The following is a 15,478-nucleotide window of genomic DNA, read 5'->3' as shown; positions in this document are numbered from 1 at the left end:
GGCATGGCGAACATGTTTGCCCTGATCCTGGTCATCGCTACCCTGGTGACAGGTCTGTTGTGGTGTCTGGATAAGTTTATTTTCGCCCCAAAACGCCGTGAACGTCAGGCTGCCGCGCAGGCAGCCACAGGTGATGGGCTTGATGCGAAAACCCTGAAGAAAGTTGGCCCGAAACCGGGCTGGCTGGAGACCGGGGCATCGGTATTCCCGGTGCTGGCGATTGTGCTGGTGGTGCGTTCGTTTATTTACGAGCCCTTCCAGATCCCGTCAGGCTCCATGATGCCAACGCTGCTGATTGGTGATTTTATTCTGGTCGAGAAGTTTGCCTATGGCATTAAAGATCCGATCTACCAGAAAACGCTGATCGAAACGGGCCATCCGAAACGTGGCGACATTGTGGTGTTTAAATACCCGGACGATCCACGCCTTGACTACATCAAGCGCGCGGTGGGTTTGCCGGGTGATAAAGTCACCTACGATCCGGTTGCCAAAGAAGTGACCGTTCAGCCTGGCTGCAGCTCCGGTACCGCGTGTGAAAACGCGCTGCCAATCACCTACTCAAACGTTGAGCCAAGTGATTTTGTGCAGACCTTTGCCCGTCGTAACGGCGGCGAAGCGACCAACGGTTTCTTCCAGGTGCCGAAGGATGAAACCAAAGAGAACGGTATTCGTCTGGTCGAACGTAAAGAGACGCTGGGTGATGTGACGCACCGGATCCTGACCGTGCCAATTGCGCAGGATCAGGTCGGGATGTATTACAAACAGCCAGGTCAGCAGCTGGCCACCTGGATCGTACCGCCGGGACAGTACTTCATGATGGGCGATAACCGCGATAACTCCGCGGACAGCCGTTACTGGGGCTTTGTGCCGGAAGCGAATCTGGTGGGTAAAGCAACCGCAATCTGGATGAGTTTTGAGAAACAGGAAGGCGAATGGCCGACCGGGGTACGCCTGAATCGTATTGGCGGGATCCATTAATTCTCAATAATTGAACACGTAGTCGCTTTAATTAGCGGCTACGTGAATTATTTCAGCGATAAATCTCTTCGAACTAACGACATCCCCTGTCGTTGTGTATAGAATATTCCCCCGAAGTTTAAGGTTGGCCCTGCAAGGGTGCCACGGCACACGAAACCGCGTTGGTTTTCTCAGGTCGGTTTCGTGTGCTGCATTTTTGACGCATTCATTTATTGGTATCGCATGAACCCCATCGTAATTAATCGGCTTCAACGGAAGCTGGGCTACACTTTTCATCATCAGGAGCTGTTGCAACAGGCATTAACCCATCGCAGTGCCAGCAGCAAACACAATGAGCGCCTCGAATTTTTAGGTGACTCAATTTTGAGTTTCGTGATTGCTAATGCGCTTTATCATCGTTTCCCGCGTGTGGATGAAGGTGATATGAGCCGCATGCGCGCCACGCTGGTAAGGGGTAACACCCTTGCGGAAATCGCACGCGAATTTGAACTGGGCGAATGTCTGCGTCTTGGGCCGGGTGAACTGAAAAGCGGCGGCTTCCGTCGTGAATCTATTCTTGCCGATACGGTTGAAGCATTAATCGGTGGCGTGTTCCTGGACAGCGATATCCAGACCGTAGAAAAACTGATCCTGAACTGGTATCAGACCCGTCTGGATGAAATCAGTCCGGGCGATAAACAAAAAGATCCGAAAACGCGTTTGCAGGAATATTTGCAGGGTCGTCACCTTCCGCTGCCATCTTATCTGGTGGTGCAGGTGCGTGGTGAAGCGCACGATCAGGAATTTACCATCCATTGCCAGGTCAGTGGCCTGAGTGAACCGGTGGTGGGCACAGGTTCAAGCCGTCGTAAGGCTGAACAGGCTGCCGCCGAACAGGCGTTAAAAATGCTGGAGCTGGAATGAGCGAAGAAAAAACCTATTGCGGATTTATTGCCATCGTCGGACGTCCGAACGTGGGTAAATCCACCCTGCTGAATAATCTGCTTGGGCAGAAGATTTCGATCACCTCGCGTAAGGCACAGACCACGCGTCACCGCATTGTCGGTATCCATACTGAAGGCGCGTATCAGGCGATCTACGTCGATACCCCAGGCCTGCACATGGAAGAGAAGCGTGCCATTAACCGCCTGATGAACAAAGCGGCGAGCAGCTCGATTGGTGACGTGGAGCTGGTTATTTTCGTTGTGGAAGGCACCCGCTGGACGCCGGACGACGAAATGGTCCTGAACAAGCTGCGCGACGGTAAAACGCCGGTGATCCTCGCGGTCAACAAAGTGGATAACGTACAGGAAAAAGCCGATCTGCTGCCGCACCTGCAGTGGCTGGGTAGCCAGATGAACTTCCTCGACATCGTTCCGCTGTCTGCAGAGACCGGTCTGAACGTGGATACCATCGCCGGTATCGTGCGTAAGCATCTGCCGGAAGCGACTCACCACTTCCCGGAAGATTACATCACCGATCGTTCTCAGCGCTTTATGGCTTCTGAAATCATCCGCGAAAAGCTGATGCGTTTCCTTGGCGCAGAACTGCCGTACTCCGTGACGGTCGAGATCGAGCGTTTCCAGAGCAACGAGCGTGGCGGTTACGATATCAATGGTCTGATCCTCGTTGAGCGTGAAGGGCAGAAGAAGATGGTCATTGGCAACAAAGGCGCCAAGATCAAAACCATCGGTATCGAAGCCCGTAAAGACATGCAGGAGATGTTTGAAGCACCGGTTCACCTGGAGCTGTGGGTGAAAGTGAAATCTGGCTGGGCCGATGATGAGCGTGCTCTGCGCAGCCTCGGTTACGGCGAAGATCAGTAAACCAAGACGACGCACGAATGGAAGGCTGGCAGCGCGCTTTTGTTCTGCATAGTCGTCCCTGGAGCGAAACCAGCCTGATGCTGGACGTCTTCACGGAAGAGTCGGGTCGCGTGCGCCTTGTTGCAAAAGGCGCACGATCTAAACGTTCCAACCTCAAAGGCGCCTTACAGCCCTTTACGCCGCTGCTGGTCCGCTTTGGCGGGCGAGGGGAAGTCAAAACCCTGCGCAGCGCTGAAGCCGTCTCTCTGGCGCTTCCCCTTTCTGGCATCACGCTTTACAGCGGTCTGTACGTCAATGAACTCATTTCACGCGTTCTTGAACATGAGACTCGCTTCTCTGAACTTTTCTTCGATTATCTGCACTGTATCCAGGCCCTTGCTGGCGCAACCGGTTCGCCTGAACCCGCCCTGCGCCGTTTTGAGCTGGCGCTGCTGGGTCACCTGGGATATGGCGTCGATTTTCTGCATTGTGCGGGGAGTGGAGACGAGGTCGAAGACGGGATGACCTACCGGTATCGGGAAGAAAAAGGGTTTATCGCCAGCGTCGTGATTGATAACAACACCTTTACCGGACGCCAGCTCCGGGCGCTGTATGAGCGCGAATTTCCGGACCAGGATACCCTTCGTGCAGCAAAACGCTTTACCCGGATTGCGCTCAAGCCGTATCTTGGGGGCAAACCCCTGAAGAGCCGCGAATTGTTCAGGCAGTTTATGCCGAAACGTTAACGTTTTATCCCTCACCCCAGCCCTCTTCCGGAGGGAGAGAGGGAAGGAAAATGAATCAAAATACCGAGGATTGTCATGGCTGAATTACTGTTAGGCGTCAACATCGATCACATCGCCACGCTGCGTAATGCTCGCGGCACGGCTTATCCCGATCCGGTTCAGGCGGCGTTTATTGCTGAGCAGGCTGGCGCCGATGGCATTACCGTTCATCTGCGCGAAGACCGCCGCCACATCACTGACCGTGACGTGCGTATTCTGCGTCAGACGCTGGATACCCGGATGAATCTGGAGATGGCGGTCACGGAAGAGATGCTGACGATTGCCTGTGACACCAAACCGCATTTCTGCTGCCTGGTACCGGAGAAGCGTCAGGAAGTGACCACCGAAGGCGGTCTGGACGTGGCGGGGCAGCGTGACAAAATGCGCGATGCCTGCAAACGTCTGGCGGACGCGGGTATCCTGGTTTCTCTGTTCATTGACGCTGATGCGGAGCAGATCAAAGCGGCGGCTGACGTGGGCGCGCCGTATATTGAAATTCACACCGGCTGCTACGCCGATGCCAAAAACGATGCCGAGCAGGCTAAAGAGCTGGAGCGTATCGCGAAAGCGGCTACTTACGCCGCGAGCCTGGGTCTGAAGGTTAACGCAGGGCATGGGCTGACCTACCACAACGTTAAAGCCATCGCCGCCCTGCCGGAAATGCATGAGCTGAACATCGGCCACGCCATTATTGGCCGTGCGGTGATGAGTGGCCTGAAAGAGGCGGTTTCAGAAATGAAACGCCTGATGCTGGAAGCGCGTCAGTAATGGCTATTCTGGGCTTAGGTACCGACATCGTCGAGATAGCCCGCATTGAAGCGGTGATCGCCCGTAGTGGCGATCGCCTGGCAAGGCGCGTGCTGAGCGATAACGAATGGGCCATCTGGGAAGCGCATCAGCAGCCGGTACGTTTCCTGGCCAAGCGCTTTGCCGTTAAAGAGGCAGCGGCCAAAGCCTTTGGCACCGGTATTCGTAACGGTCTGGCGTTTAACCAGTTTGAAGTGTTTAACGATGAGCTGGGTAAGCCGCGCCTGCGTTTATGGGGCGAGGCCTTGAAGCTGGCAGAGAAACTCGGCGTGGCGCACATGCATGTGACAATCGCGGATGAACGGCACTATGCCAGCGCAACGGTGATTATCGAGAGTTAAAGTTTGTCCGCGTGATGCATCAGGACAAACTTATCCCACAGCTGCTCTTCGCTTTCGACGTGTGCCGGATCCTTCAGGATGGTATTGGGGATCGGGCACACCTTCTGGCAGGTCGGCGTTTCATAGTGGCCAATGCACTCGGTGCAACGGTCGCTGTTAATCTCATAAATGCTGTCGCCCATCGAAATGGCCTGGTTAGGGCATTCCGGTTCGCACATATCGCAGTTGATGCATTTTTTGGTGATTAACAGCGCCATCAGGAAATTCTCAGAAACAACACAAACAGGGCGGGCATTATACGCTCATTCGTTGTTCAAACCAGTTTTTTTACCAGCTCTTCGCTGTGACGAATCCGCTCAGGCGCATGCTCCAGATCCTGCTGCACCAGCGCCATAAACAGCAGATCCGTCAGCATCATTTGCGCGCTGGTGGACGAAATAGCCGCGCTGCGCGTGGCCTGCTCCTCGGCAATTGTATACAAACAGCGCGTTGCCCGCTGTTGCAGTGCATTGGGCGTAAAACCGGTAATAGCCAGAATTTTACCACCCACACGCAGGGCCTCGTCGGTGGCCATGTTGATTTCACGGCGTTCCCCGGTATAGGAGATCGCCAGCAGCAGATCGTCCGGATCCATGGCCTGCACTGTCGCCAGCAGGGCATGCATATCCTGTTCGACGATGGCGTTATACCCGATTTTCGTCAGCTTCCAGCCAAAATTACGCGCCACCAGCCCGGACGCGCCGATGCCGGTCAAAATGATCCGTCGTGCCGCACGCAGCATTGCCACGCTTTCCAGTAATTTTTCTTCAGTGTTGACATCGAGAGTGGCGTGCATGGCCGCGACGTTCTCTTTGATCAACTTCTCGCCCACCAGACGCATGGGATCATCGCCACGGATCTGATTATGCACTGGCATGGATTGCGGATTGGGGTTACTCACCAGGGCTTCGCTGATTGCCAGTTTCAGTGCCGGGAAGCCCTTAAAGCCAATCTTCTGGGCAAACTTCACCACGCTGGACTGGCTCACACCCGCTTCACTTGCCAGCTGCTGAGAGCTGAGATGGCGGGCATGGTCGGGCTGAGAAAGCAAAAAATCCGCCAGCTTTTTGTCGCTTTGAGCAAAGCCTGCATAACGCTGGCGAATGCGAATTAAACAGTTCATACGTTCTCCTGGCGAAAATGTGATTGTCTGCGCAAATACGAATTTTGCTCGCCTGAATGAATTTTATATTCCATTATAGTGCGATTATTATGAATTAAAAATTCCAGAGGTAAAAAAGATGAATCTTGGCTCACTTGTATCAGAAACGCGTAACCCGCAAACCATGGATCTGGATGCTCTCTCCACCCTTGAGCTGGTTAACCGTTTTAATCAACAGGATACGCTGGTCGCACTGGCAGTGAAAGAGACATTACCAGAGGTGGCAAAGGCCGTCGATGCTGCGGCACAGGCGCTCAAGGCGGGGGGCCGCATTATTTATATGGGTGCCGGAACCAGCGGACGACTCGGCGTGCTGGATGCCTCTGAATGTCCGCCAACGTTCGGCGTTCCGCACGGGCTAGTGGTCGGTCTCATTGCCGGTGGGCCTGGCGCACTGCTGAAGGCGGTAGAAGGGGCGGAAGACAACAAACAGCTCGGTGAAGATGACCTGAAAGGGCTTAACCTCAACGCAAACGACCTGGTGGTCGGAGTGGCCGCTTCCGGGCGCACACCTTACGTCATTGGTGGCCTGGAATATGCCAATCAGACGGGCTGCACTACCGTGGCTATCTCCTGTAATCCAGGCTCGCCCATTGCGCAGGTGGCCCACATCGCTATTTCGCCGGTTGTCGGGCCCGAAGCGCTCACCGGCTCCACGCGCCTTAAATCCGGGACCGCGCAAAAACTGGTGCTCAATATGATCTCCACCGGCGCGATGGTGAAGTTCGGTAAGGTGTATCAGAACCTGATGGTGGATATGCAGGCCACCAACGTCAAGCTGGTGGACCGGGCCTGTCGCATGGTAATGGAAGCGACCGGTGCGAGCCGCGAAGAGGCGGAAGCCGTACTCAAACAAACCGATCACGATGTGAAACCGGCCATTCTGATGATCCTGAGCGGGCTGGATGCCGCCGCCGCGCGAGCCAGGCTTGCCGAGCATAATGGATTCTTACGGGCGGCATTAGAAAACTAACACAGAGGCGTGTATGGAAAAAACAGCAGCGCTCGCCAGCCATATTTTGCAGGGGATCGGCGGAGAGAAGAACATTCAGCGTCTGGAAAACTGCATGACGCGTGTGCGTGTCGAGGTGCATGACGACGACCAGCTTGATATCGCGCACCTTAAGCAGCTTCCTGGCGTCAGCGGATACGTAAAGCAGGGGCAGCAGCATCAGCTGATCGTCGGGCCGGGAAAAGCGGCGCAGGTCGTTGATGCCATGCGCGCATTGATGGGCGGAGGGGCGGCCGTGCCGGTTGACGATGCCGAGCGCACCAAAGCGCAGGCAAAGGCCAAATACAAAGCCCCCATGAGCGATGCGCTGCGACAGCTGGCAAACGTCTTTATTCCACTTATTCCGGCGTTTATTGCCTCCGGGTTGATCACCGGGATCATCAATATCCTCAAGCGGCCGGATATTGTCGGCGATTTTGCCACGCACTATCCGAACCTGCTCGGCATTCTGGGGATCTTTGGTAGCGCTGTCTTCGCCATCATGAACATTCTGGTTGGGGTTAACACCGCCAAAGTGTTTGGCGGCTCAATGGCGATGGGCGGGGTGATGGCCGGTATTCTCTCCAGCCCGCAGCTTGCGCAGATAACCCTGTTTGGCGAGGCTCTCCAGCCCGGGCGCGGCGGGGTGATTGCGGTGCTGCTGGTGGTCATCCTGATGTGCTGGATTGAGAAAAAGCTGCGCGCCGCTCTGCCCGGTTCCATTGAGCTGATCCTCAATCCGCTGCTGACCACGCTTATCACCGGCTGTGTGGCGATTGTGGCCCTGCAGCCGCTGGGCGGCTGGATCTCTGAGGTGATTGCCCACGGCGCTTCTCTGGCTATCGATCGCGGCGGGTTATTAGTGGGCGCTGTGCTGTCAGGGACCTTCCTGCCGCTGGTGCTCACCGGGCTGCATCAGGGGCTGGTGCCGATCCACGTGGAGCTGGTGCAGGCTCATGGTTATAACGCGCTGCTGCCCATTCTGTCGATGGCGGGGGTAGGTCAGGTTGGTGCGGCGATTGCCGTGCTGATGAAAACCCGTAACGCGCGCCTGAAAAAAGTGATTAAAGGGGCGCTACCGGTCGGATTGCTGGGCATTGGCGAGCCGCTGATTTTCGGTGTCACGCTGCCGCTCGGTAAGCCTTTCCTCGCGGCCTGTCTGGGCGGGGCGGTGGGCGGGGCGCTTATCAGCTACTGGAAAGTTGCCACTGTTATCACCTTTGGACTCTCCGGTTTACCGCTGGCGCTCACCATCGTGACCGGAAAAGTCATGCTCTATCTGTTAGGCTATCTGGTAGCGGTGATCGCCGGGTTCCTGTTTACCTGGCTGGCGGGATTCAACGACCCAGAGGAGTAAGGTTTGGCTAATCACGAGCGTCGTGTTGTCTTTTTCGACCTGGATGGAACGCTGCATCAGCAGGATATGTTCGGTACGTTTATGCGATACCTGCTGCGGCGACAGCCCCTGAACGCACTGCTCGTCTTACCTTTGTTACCCGTGATTGGCCTTGCGCTGCTGGTGAAAGGCCGGGCAGCGCGCTGGCCAATGAGCCTGCTGCTCTGGGGCTGTACCTTTGGCCACAGTGAAGCCCGGCTCAAACAGCTTGAGCAAGACTTTGCACACTGGTTTCGCGATCATGTGACGGCGTTTCCGGTTGTGCAGGCGCGGCTGACCAGCTACCTCGATGCGAACGACGCCGATATCTGGTTGATTACCGGCTCGCCGCAGTCGCTGGTAGAGCAGGTCTATTTTGATACGCCGTGGTTGCCGAGAGTGAATCTGATCGCCACGCAGATCTCTCGTGGTTACGGCGGGTGGGTGTTGAGCATGCGCTGTCTGGGGCATGAAAAGGTGGCCCAGCTGGAGATGCGCATTGGCACGCCGCTGCGCCTGTACAGCGGTTACAGTGACAGTAAGCAGGACAATCCGCTGCTCTATTTTTGCCAGCACCGCTGGCGCGTCACCCCTGCGGGTGAACTTCAGCAACTCGAATAGTTTTATCCATAGCGGGTGTGTATAATGCCGCCCGCTTTTCGACTGGAGTATCAACCGTTGTCCAACCCTGAATTCTCACACGAATACTGGATGCGCCATGCGCTCACCCTTGCCCGGCGCGCCTGGGACGAGGGAGAAGTGCCCGTGGGTGCGGTGCTTGTCCATAACAACCAGGTGATTGGAGAAGGGTGGAACCGCCCGATTGGTCGCCACGATCCTACCGCTCACGCAGAAATCATGGCGCTTCGTCAGGGTGGGCTGGTACTGCAAAACTACCGTCTGCTCGACACCACGCTGTATGTCACGCTTGAGCCATGCGTCATGTGTTCCGGCGCGATGGTGCACAGCCGTATCGGTACGCTGGTCTTTGGCGCGCGGGATGAAAAAACCGGTGCTGCGGGCTCGCTGATGGACGTGCTTGGACACCCGGGAATGAACCATCAGGTGAAGACTATCGGTGGGGTGCTTGCACCAGAGTGTTCGGGGCTATTAAGTGATTTCTTTCGAATGCGCCGTCAGCAGAAAAAGCAACAAAAGGCAGAATTGAAGTCGTCGGGCGATTAATTTCGTCCGGTGCCACAACCGGATAGCTTTGCGCCAGCTGTTTCGCCTCTGTCGCCTCTTTTTCCTTCTCCAGCAGATACCCCACCAGGCTAATCTGATATTTACGAATATTTTCCACGTAGGCATAAGCCTCATGCCCGCGCGCATAGCCGTAGGTGAGCTTGTTGTACCACGGCTTCTGGCTCAGGAGCGGCAGACGCTGTTTTACGTCAGACCAGCTGTCGGGGTTGCCTTTTGTTTTTGCCGTCAGGGCCCGGGCGTCGAGCATGTGGGCATAGCCCATGTTGTAGGCGGCCAGCGCGAACCAGATACGCTCCTCTTCTGGCACTGTCTCGGGCACTTTGGCCATCATATCCTGCAGGTAGCGCGCGCCGCCGCTGATGCTCTGTTCCGCATCGGTACGGTCGGTTAGCCCGAGGCTCTGCGCGGTATTTTTAGTCAGCATCATCAGGCCGCGCACGCCGGTGGGGGAGGTGGCCTGGGTGTCCCAGTGGGACTCCTGATACGAGATAGCCGCCAGCAGTTTCCAGTCAATCTCCTGCGCATATTTTTCGAACAGAGGCTGCAGGTCAGGCAGGACGCTGTCTACCGCGCGCAGGAAGCTGCGGGTGTCAACGTAGTCAAAGTCATCACCATGGCCGAGGTACTTCTCTTCCAGGCGTGCCAGGGTGCCGTCTTCATTAATGGTGTTATAAAAATCGAGCATGGCCGCAGAGAGGGTCTGATCGTCATCAAGATGAGTAAACCAGGTCACGGGCTGTTCGTCCGTCACGTCCAGCGCCACGGCGATTTCAGGATGCACGCGCTGGAACAGGCTGATCGCCACGGAGTCGGCGATGGTGTAAGGCAGTTTCTGATCTTTGACCTGGTCCAGCAGCTCGGTCGTGCCGAGTTTAGGGTCAACGGTCCAGCTCAGGTCAGGGTATTTCTTCTCCTTCAGCTCACGCAGATCGTCAATCACCACATGGCCAGGGGCAATCGTCAGTTGTTGAGCGTTGATCGAGGCCAGCGTACGCGGGCGCAGGCTACCGACGCGATAGACCAGCTGCTGTGAAACGGAGTAATAGGTCGGGCCCGGCTGGTAATTCTTGCTGCGCTCGCTGTTGTACACCAGCCCGGCGGCGAGGATATCGGCATCGTTGTTATCCAGGTCATCAAACAACTGGCTGATGTTCTGGCGCACGGTGATTTTGAGCTTCACGCCGAGGTAATCGGCAAACTGCTGAGCCAGCTCATAGTCCAGACCGATGGTTTTGCCGTTGATGTCGCTGTAAATCAGCGGAGAGTTAAGCGTGCTGACACGCAACTCCCCCCGCTCCTGAATGGCGGCGATACGGTTTTCGGCTTTGCCGAACCAGGGGATGGAAGGCCAGAGGGCCACTGCCAACAGCAACGTTACAATGCCGATGAGCAGATAATTAATCTTTAATTTTTTCAATTAGTTAATTCTCTGCGACGCCGGTTGCCTTAGTATGCTGTAGCCATGTTAAAAATAAGGTTTGCCATTGATTGAGCGGCATTTTGCGTAAAGTTACGCCACTTGGCAACAAATTAGAGAGAGAGGTCACATCTATTGTTAAACGACGCTGTCGATTTTATTTCGACGCAAACGGTTTCGTCGACGCTCAGGATTCTCTATAATGACGCCCGTTTTCCCCCCTTGCGCACACTGTAAGCGCCCCGGCGCTTCGAAGACGAGAGACTTATGATGGAAATTCTGCGTGGTTCGCCTGCACTGTCTGCCTTCCGTATTAACAAACTGCTGGCACGTTTTCAGGCAGCCGACCTTCCGGTAAGCAATATTTACGCTGAGTATGTCCATTTTGCTGACCTGAATGCCCCCCTGAATGCAGAGGAGCGCGTACAGCTGGAACGCCTGCTCAAGTATGGCCCAAGTCTGAGCAGCCATACCCCAACCGGTAAACTGATCCTTGCGACGCCTCGTCCAGGCACCATCTCCCCCTGGTCTTCCAAAGCGACTGACATCGCTCACAACTGTGGTCTGAACCAGATTAACCGTCTGGAACGCGGCGTGGCGTATTACGTTGAAGCCTCCACCCTGAGCGACGCCCAGTGGCAGGCGGTGGCCGCAGAGCTGCATGACCGCATGATGGAGAGCGTATTTGCTTCTCTGGATGATGCGCAGAAACTTTTCTCCCATCATCAGCCTGCGCCAGTACAGAGCGTGGATTTGCTGGGGCAGGGCCGTCAGGCGCTGATTGACGCTAACCTGCGTCTCGGCCTGGCACTGGCAGAAGATGAGATTGACTACCTGCAGGATGCGTTCGTTAAGCTGAACCGCAACCCGAACGACATCGAACTCTATATGTTCGCGCAGGCTAACTCTGAGCACTGCCGCCACAAGATTTTCAATGCCGACTGGATTATTGACGGTGAACAGCAGCCGAAGTCGCTGTTCAAAATGATCAAAAACACCATGGAGAAAACCCCTGACCACGTGCTGTCTGCTTATAAAGACAACGCCGCAGTGATGGAAGGTTCCGAGGTGGGCCGCTTCTTCGCCGATCGCGAAGCGGGGCGCTATGACTTCCATCAGGAGCCGGCGCATATCCTGATGAAAGTGGAAACTCACAACCACCCGACGGCGATCTCTCCGTGGCCGGGTGCGGCGACCGGTTCCGGCGGTGAAATCCGTGACGAAGGGGCGACGGGCCGTGGTGCGAAACCAAAAGCGGGCCTGGTCGGTTTCTCTGTTTCCAACCTGCGTATCCCGGGCTTTGAACAGCCGTGGGAAGAAGATTTCGGCAAGCCAGAGCGCATCGTGACCGCGCTGGACATCATGACCGAAGGTCCACTGGGCGGCGCGGCATTCAACAACGAATTTGGTCGTCCGGCGCTGAACGGTTACTTCCGTACCTATGAAGAGAAAGTGGACAGCCACAACGGCGAAGAGCTGCGCGGCTACCACAAACCGATCATGCTGGCGGGTGGGATCGGCAACATTCGCGCCGATCACGTGCAGAAAGGTGAGATCGTCGTCGGTGCGAAGCTGATCGTCCTCGGTGGACCGGCGATGAACATCGGCCTGGGCGGCGGTGCGGCCTCTTCAATGACATCCGGTCAGTCTGACGCCGATCTCGACTTTGCCTCCGTTCAGCGTGACAACCCGGAAATGGAGCGTCGTTGCCAGGAAGTGATCGACCGCTGCTGGCAGCTGGGTGATGCAAACCCAATCCTCTTTATCCACGACGTTGGCGCGGGCGGCCTGTCCAACGCCATGCCGGAGCTGGTGAGTGACGGTGGTCGCGGTGGCCGTTTCAACCTGCGCGACATTCTGAGCGATGAGCCGGGCATGAGCCCGCTGGAGATCTGGTGTAACGAATCTCAGGAGCGTTATGTGTTGGCCGTCGCAGCCGATCAGCTGCCGCTGTTTGACGAGCTGTGCCGCCGCGAGCGCGCGCCGTACGCGGTAATCGGTGAAGCGACCGAAGAGAAACACCTGACCCTGAGCGATACCCATTTCGACAACCAGCCAATCGATCTGCCGCTGGACGTGCTGCTCGGCAAAACGCCGAAGATGACCCGCGACGTGCAGACTCGCAAAGCGGCGGGCAACGCGCTGGATCGTCAGGGCATTACCGTAGCAGACGCGGTGAATCGCGTATTGCACCTGCCTGCGGTGGCGGAGAAAACCTTCCTGGTCACCATCGGCGACCGTACCGTGACCGGTATGGTCTCGCGCGATCAGATGGTGGGGCCATGGCAGATCCCGGTGGCGAACTGCGCCGTGACCACCGCGAGCCTCGACAGCTACTACGGTGAAGCGATGGCGCTGGGCGAACGTACCCCGGTAGCGCTGCTGGACTTCGCGGCCTCTGCTCGTCTGGCCGTCGGTGAAGCACTGACTAACATCGCCGCGACCCAGATTGGCGATATCAAACGTATCAAATTGTCCGCGAACTGGATGGCCGCTGCCGGTCACCCGGGCGAAGACGCGGGCCTGTATGAAGCTGTGAAAGCGGTGGGTGAAGAGCTCTGTCCTGCGCTCGGCCTGACCATTCCAGTGGGTAAAGACTCCATGTCGATGAAAACCCGCTGGCAGGAAGGCAACGAGCAGCGCGAAATGACTTCGCCGCTGTCGCTGATCATCTCCGCGTTTGCCCGTGTGGAAGACGTGCGCCATACCGTGACCCCACAGCTCTCGACCGAAGACAACGCCCTGCTGCTGATTGACCTGGGTAAAGGTCACAACGCGCTGGGTGCCACCGCGCTGGCACAGGTTTACCGTCAGCTGGGTGATAAACCGGCGGACGTGCGTGATGTGGCACAGTTAAAAGGTTTCTACGATGCCATTCAGGCGCTGGTGGCGCAGCGTAAACTGCTGGCCTACCATGACCGTTCCGACGGCGGCCTGCTGGTGACCCTGGCGGAGATGGCCTTCACCGGACATTGCGGTGTTGAAGCGAACATCGCGACGCTTGGCGAAGATCGTCTGGCGGTACTGTTTAACGAAGAACTCGGCGCGGTGATTCAGGTGCGCGCGGCCGATCGTGACGCGGTTGAAGCCCTGCTGGCTCAGCACGGCCTGGCAGACTGCGTACACTACCTGGGTAAAGCCGTTCAGGGTGACCGTTTCGTCATTGAAGCGGATGGCCATGCGGTGTTCAGCGAAAGCCGCACCACGCTGCGTATGTGGTGGGCGGAAACCACCTGGCAGATGCAGCGCCTGCGTGATAACCCGGACTGTGCCGATCAGGAACACAACGCCAAGGCCAACGACAACGATCCTGGCCTGAACGTGAAGCTCTCCTTCGACATCAACGAAGACATCGCTGCACCGTACATTGCGACCGGCGCGCGTCCGAAAGTCGCCGTGCTGCGTGAGCAGGGTGTCAACTCCCACGTTGAGATGGCTGCGGCCTTCCACCGTGCGGGCTTTGATGCCATCGACGTTCATATGAGTGACCTGCTGGCAGGTCGCACCGGTCTGGAAGATTTCCATGCGCTGGTGGCGTGCGGCGGTTTCTCCTACGGTGACGTGCTGGGTGCCGGTGAAGGCTGGGCGAAGTCCATTCTCTTCAACAGCCGCGTGCGTGATGAGTTCGAAAACTTCTTCCATCGTCCGCAAACCCTGGCGCTTGGTGTGTGTAACGGCTGCCAGATGATGTCTAACCTGCGCGAGCTGATCCCGGGCAGTGAAGCGTGGCCACGCTTTGTGCGTAACCAGTCCGACCGCTTTGAAGCACGTTTCAGCCTGGTCGAAGTGACTCAGAGCCCGTCTCTGCTGCTGCAGGGAATGGTAGGGTCGCAGATGCCAATCGCCGTTTCTCACGGTGAAGGTCAGGTAGAAGTGCGTGATGCCGCCCATCTGGCTCAGCTTGAGAGCAAAGGCCTGGTGGCGCTGCGCTTTGTCGATAACTTCGGCAAGGTGACGGAAACCTATCCGGCTAACCCGAACGGCTCGGTGAACGGGATCACGGCGGTCACCAGCGAAAGTGGCCGTGCGACCATCATGATGCCACACCCTGAGCGTGTGTTCCGCACCGTGAGCAACTCCTGGCACCCGGAAAACTGGGGTGAGGACAGCCCGTGGATGCGTATCTTCCGCAACGCACGTAAACAGTTGGGTTAATCGATATTGCCCTTTAAAGCCCGGTACGCGAAAGCGCTACCGGGCTTTTTTATGTCTGTCGCAATTTCGCGACAGACCCGTCATGCCACTGTCTCCAAAAGGAGACATTTAACTCATTGATTTATATATGGCAGGGGCGGTTCCCGTTAAGGTGTTGCTGATTAGCGACACTTAGCCTGGAAATCATTCAGCGAGCAATTAACGGTGGAAACCCATAAATTATATAAATATCAATGTGATAATATATTTATTTGCATTCTGGCACATCTATTGCATAATATTAATCAGTGGCTCATTCACCTTCTTATGTCAGCCCCTTCGGGACGTGCTACATAAACTTCGAATGACGCACAAAAAGGTGCCTGCCGTCCAACTACTGATCATAGCGTTGCTTTATCAGGACAGGGCGAAACGTCGAGTTAGGCACCGCCTCATTCC

At 56.4% G+C, this 15,478-nt stretch carries 14 protein-coding genes; 11 read left to right on the top strand and 3 right to left on the bottom strand.

Features of this window, described 5'->3' with window-relative positions:
- The first annotated feature begins 3 nt into the window (after nt 1–3).
- The 6 genes from lepB to acpS all read left to right on the top strand — a co-directional run bounded on the left by lepB (nt 4) and on the right by acpS (nt 4,695).
- Nucleotides 4–978 carry a signal peptidase I gene (lepB, locus tag ACMWKA_RS05030; RefSeq protein WP_013098319.1) on the top strand — a complete coding sequence of 325 codons (975 nt, stop codon included), beginning with the start codon at nt 4–6 and terminating at the stop codon, nt 976–978.
- 222 nt (nt 979–1,200) lie between these two features.
- Nucleotides 1,201–1,881 (top strand): ribonuclease III, encoded by a 681-nt coding sequence (gene rnc / locus ACMWKA_RS05025; protein ID WP_003860711.1) that lies wholly within the window; start codon nt 1,201–1,203, stop codon nt 1,879–1,881.
- On the top strand, nt 1,878–2,783 hold the full coding sequence (gene era, locus ACMWKA_RS05020; RefSeq protein WP_013098317.1) for a GTPase Era: 906 nt from the start codon (nt 1,878–1,880) through the stop codon (nt 2,781–2,783). Before rnc ends, era begins: the two co-directional genes overlap by 4 nt.
- A gap of 17 nt (nt 2,784–2,800) precedes the next feature.
- Nucleotides 2,801–3,508: a DNA repair protein RecO gene (recO, locus tag ACMWKA_RS05015; protein ID WP_013098316.1), complete on the top strand. Its 708-nt coding sequence runs from the start codon at nt 2,801–2,803 to the stop codon at nt 3,506–3,508.
- A 75-nt stretch (nt 3,509–3,583) separates the two neighbouring features.
- Entirely contained in the window at nt 3,584–4,315 is a 732-nt protein-coding gene (pdxJ, locus tag ACMWKA_RS05010; protein WP_013098315.1) for a pyridoxine 5'-phosphate synthase, read from the top strand.
- Nucleotides 4,315–4,695 (top strand): holo-ACP synthase, encoded by a 381-nt coding sequence (gene acpS / locus ACMWKA_RS05005; RefSeq protein ID WP_013098314.1) that lies wholly within the window; start codon nt 4,315–4,317, stop codon nt 4,693–4,695. The genes pdxJ and acpS overlap by 1 nt, the downstream gene beginning before the upstream one ends.
- Here the strand turns inward: acpS and ACMWKA_RS05000 are convergent.
- Entirely contained in the window at nt 4,692–4,952 is a 261-nt protein-coding gene (locus ACMWKA_RS05000) for a YfhL family 4Fe-4S dicluster ferredoxin (protein WP_008502177.1), read from the bottom strand. The two genes, acpS and ACMWKA_RS05000, sit on opposite strands and share 4 nt — an antisense overlap.
- 56 nt (nt 4,953–5,008) lie before the next feature.
- A complete protein-coding gene (locus ACMWKA_RS04995; protein WP_013098313.1) occupies nt 5,009–5,857 on the bottom strand; it encodes a MurR/RpiR family transcriptional regulator in 849 nt (282 codons plus the stop codon).
- A gap of 118 nt (nt 5,858–5,975) precedes the next feature.
- Here ACMWKA_RS04995 and murQ point away from each other — a divergent pair, with 118 nt between their 5' ends.
- The 4 genes from murQ to tadA are packed head-to-tail and all read left to right on the top strand — an operon-like array spanning nt 5,976 to nt 9,447.
- Nucleotides 5,976–6,869, top strand: coding sequence for an N-acetylmuramic acid 6-phosphate etherase (murQ, locus tag ACMWKA_RS04990; protein WP_045293507.1), 894 nt, complete (start codon nt 5,976–5,978; stop codon nt 6,867–6,869).
- A 13-nt stretch (nt 6,870–6,882) separates the two neighbouring features.
- A complete protein-coding gene (locus ACMWKA_RS04985; RefSeq protein ID WP_020690049.1) occupies nt 6,883–8,244 on the top strand; it encodes a PTS transporter subunit EIIC in 1,362 nt (453 codons plus the stop codon).
- A 3-nt stretch (nt 8,245–8,247) separates the two neighbouring features.
- Nucleotides 8,248–8,883 carry a phosphatidylglycerophosphatase C gene (gene yfhb / locus ACMWKA_RS04980; RefSeq protein ID WP_013098310.1) on the top strand — a complete coding sequence of 212 codons (636 nt, stop codon included), beginning with the start codon at nt 8,248–8,250 and terminating at the stop codon, nt 8,881–8,883.
- Nucleotides 8,884–8,907: 24 nt separating this feature from the next.
- The gene (gene tadA, locus ACMWKA_RS04975) at nt 8,908–9,447 is read left to right on the top strand and encodes a tRNA adenosine(34) deaminase TadA (protein ID WP_038420406.1); all 540 of its coding nucleotides are present in this window, start codon (nt 8,908–8,910) and stop codon (nt 9,445–9,447) included.
- Here the strand turns inward: tadA and mltF are convergent.
- A complete protein-coding gene (mltF, locus tag ACMWKA_RS04970; protein WP_013098308.1) occupies nt 9,335–10,885 on the bottom strand; it encodes a membrane-bound lytic murein transglycosylase MltF in 1,551 nt (516 codons plus the stop codon). The two genes, tadA and mltF, sit on opposite strands and share 113 nt — an antisense overlap.
- 267 nt (nt 10,886–11,152) lie before the next feature.
- Between mltF and purL the strand changes: the two genes are divergently transcribed.
- Nucleotides 11,153–15,040 carry a phosphoribosylformylglycinamidine synthase gene (gene purL, locus ACMWKA_RS04965; protein ID WP_108452819.1) on the top strand — a complete coding sequence of 1,296 codons (3,888 nt, stop codon included), beginning with the start codon at nt 11,153–11,155 and terminating at the stop codon, nt 15,038–15,040.
- Nucleotides 15,041–15,478: the final 438 nt, after the last annotated feature.

Source organism: Enterobacter sp. 03-F-07-AD-ECC (assembly GCF_047530935.1).
GTDB classification, from domain to species: Bacteria; Pseudomonadota; Gammaproteobacteria; order Enterobacterales; family Enterobacteriaceae; genus Enterobacter; species Enterobacter cloacae.
The sequence above is the reverse complement of the archived record's forward strand: the minus strand, read 5'-3'. Positions and strand labels throughout refer to the sequence as shown.

What these genes read in the sequence shown, in the direction of transcription:
- lepB (WP_013098319.1), top strand. Translation starts at nt 4, where the DNA reads ATGGCGAACATGTTTGCCCTGATCCTGGTCATCGCTACCCTGGTGACA.
- rnc (WP_003860711.1), top strand. Translation starts at nt 1,201, where the DNA reads ATGAACCCCATCGTAATTAATCGGCTTCAACGGAAGCTGGGCTACACT.
- era (WP_013098317.1), top strand. Translation starts at nt 1,878, where the DNA reads ATGAGCGAAGAAAAAACCTATTGCGGATTTATTGCCATCGTCGGACGT.
- recO (WP_013098316.1), top strand. Translation starts at nt 2,801, where the DNA reads ATGGAAGGCTGGCAGCGCGCTTTTGTTCTGCATAGTCGTCCCTGGAGC.
- pdxJ (WP_013098315.1), top strand. Translation starts at nt 3,584, where the DNA reads ATGGCTGAATTACTGTTAGGCGTCAACATCGATCACATCGCCACGCTG.
- acpS (WP_013098314.1), top strand. Translation starts at nt 4,315, where the DNA reads ATGGCTATTCTGGGCTTAGGTACCGACATCGTCGAGATAGCCCGCATT.
- ACMWKA_RS05000 (WP_008502177.1), bottom strand. Translation starts at nt 4,952, where the DNA reads ATGGCGCTGTTAATCACCAAAAAATGCATCAACTGCGATATGTGCGAA.
- ACMWKA_RS04995 (WP_013098313.1), bottom strand. Translation starts at nt 5,857, where the DNA reads ATGAACTGTTTAATTCGCATTCGCCAGCGTTATGCAGGCTTTGCTCAA.
- murQ (WP_045293507.1), top strand. Translation starts at nt 5,976, where the DNA reads ATGAATCTTGGCTCACTTGTATCAGAAACGCGTAACCCGCAAACCATG.
- ACMWKA_RS04985 (WP_020690049.1), top strand. Translation starts at nt 6,883, where the DNA reads ATGGAAAAAACAGCAGCGCTCGCCAGCCATATTTTGCAGGGGATCGGC.
- tadA (WP_038420406.1), top strand. Translation starts at nt 8,908, where the DNA reads ATGCCGCCCGCTTTTCGACTGGAGTATCAACCGTTGTCCAACCCTGAA.
- purL (WP_108452819.1), top strand. Translation starts at nt 11,153, where the DNA reads ATGATGGAAATTCTGCGTGGTTCGCCTGCACTGTCTGCCTTCCGTATT.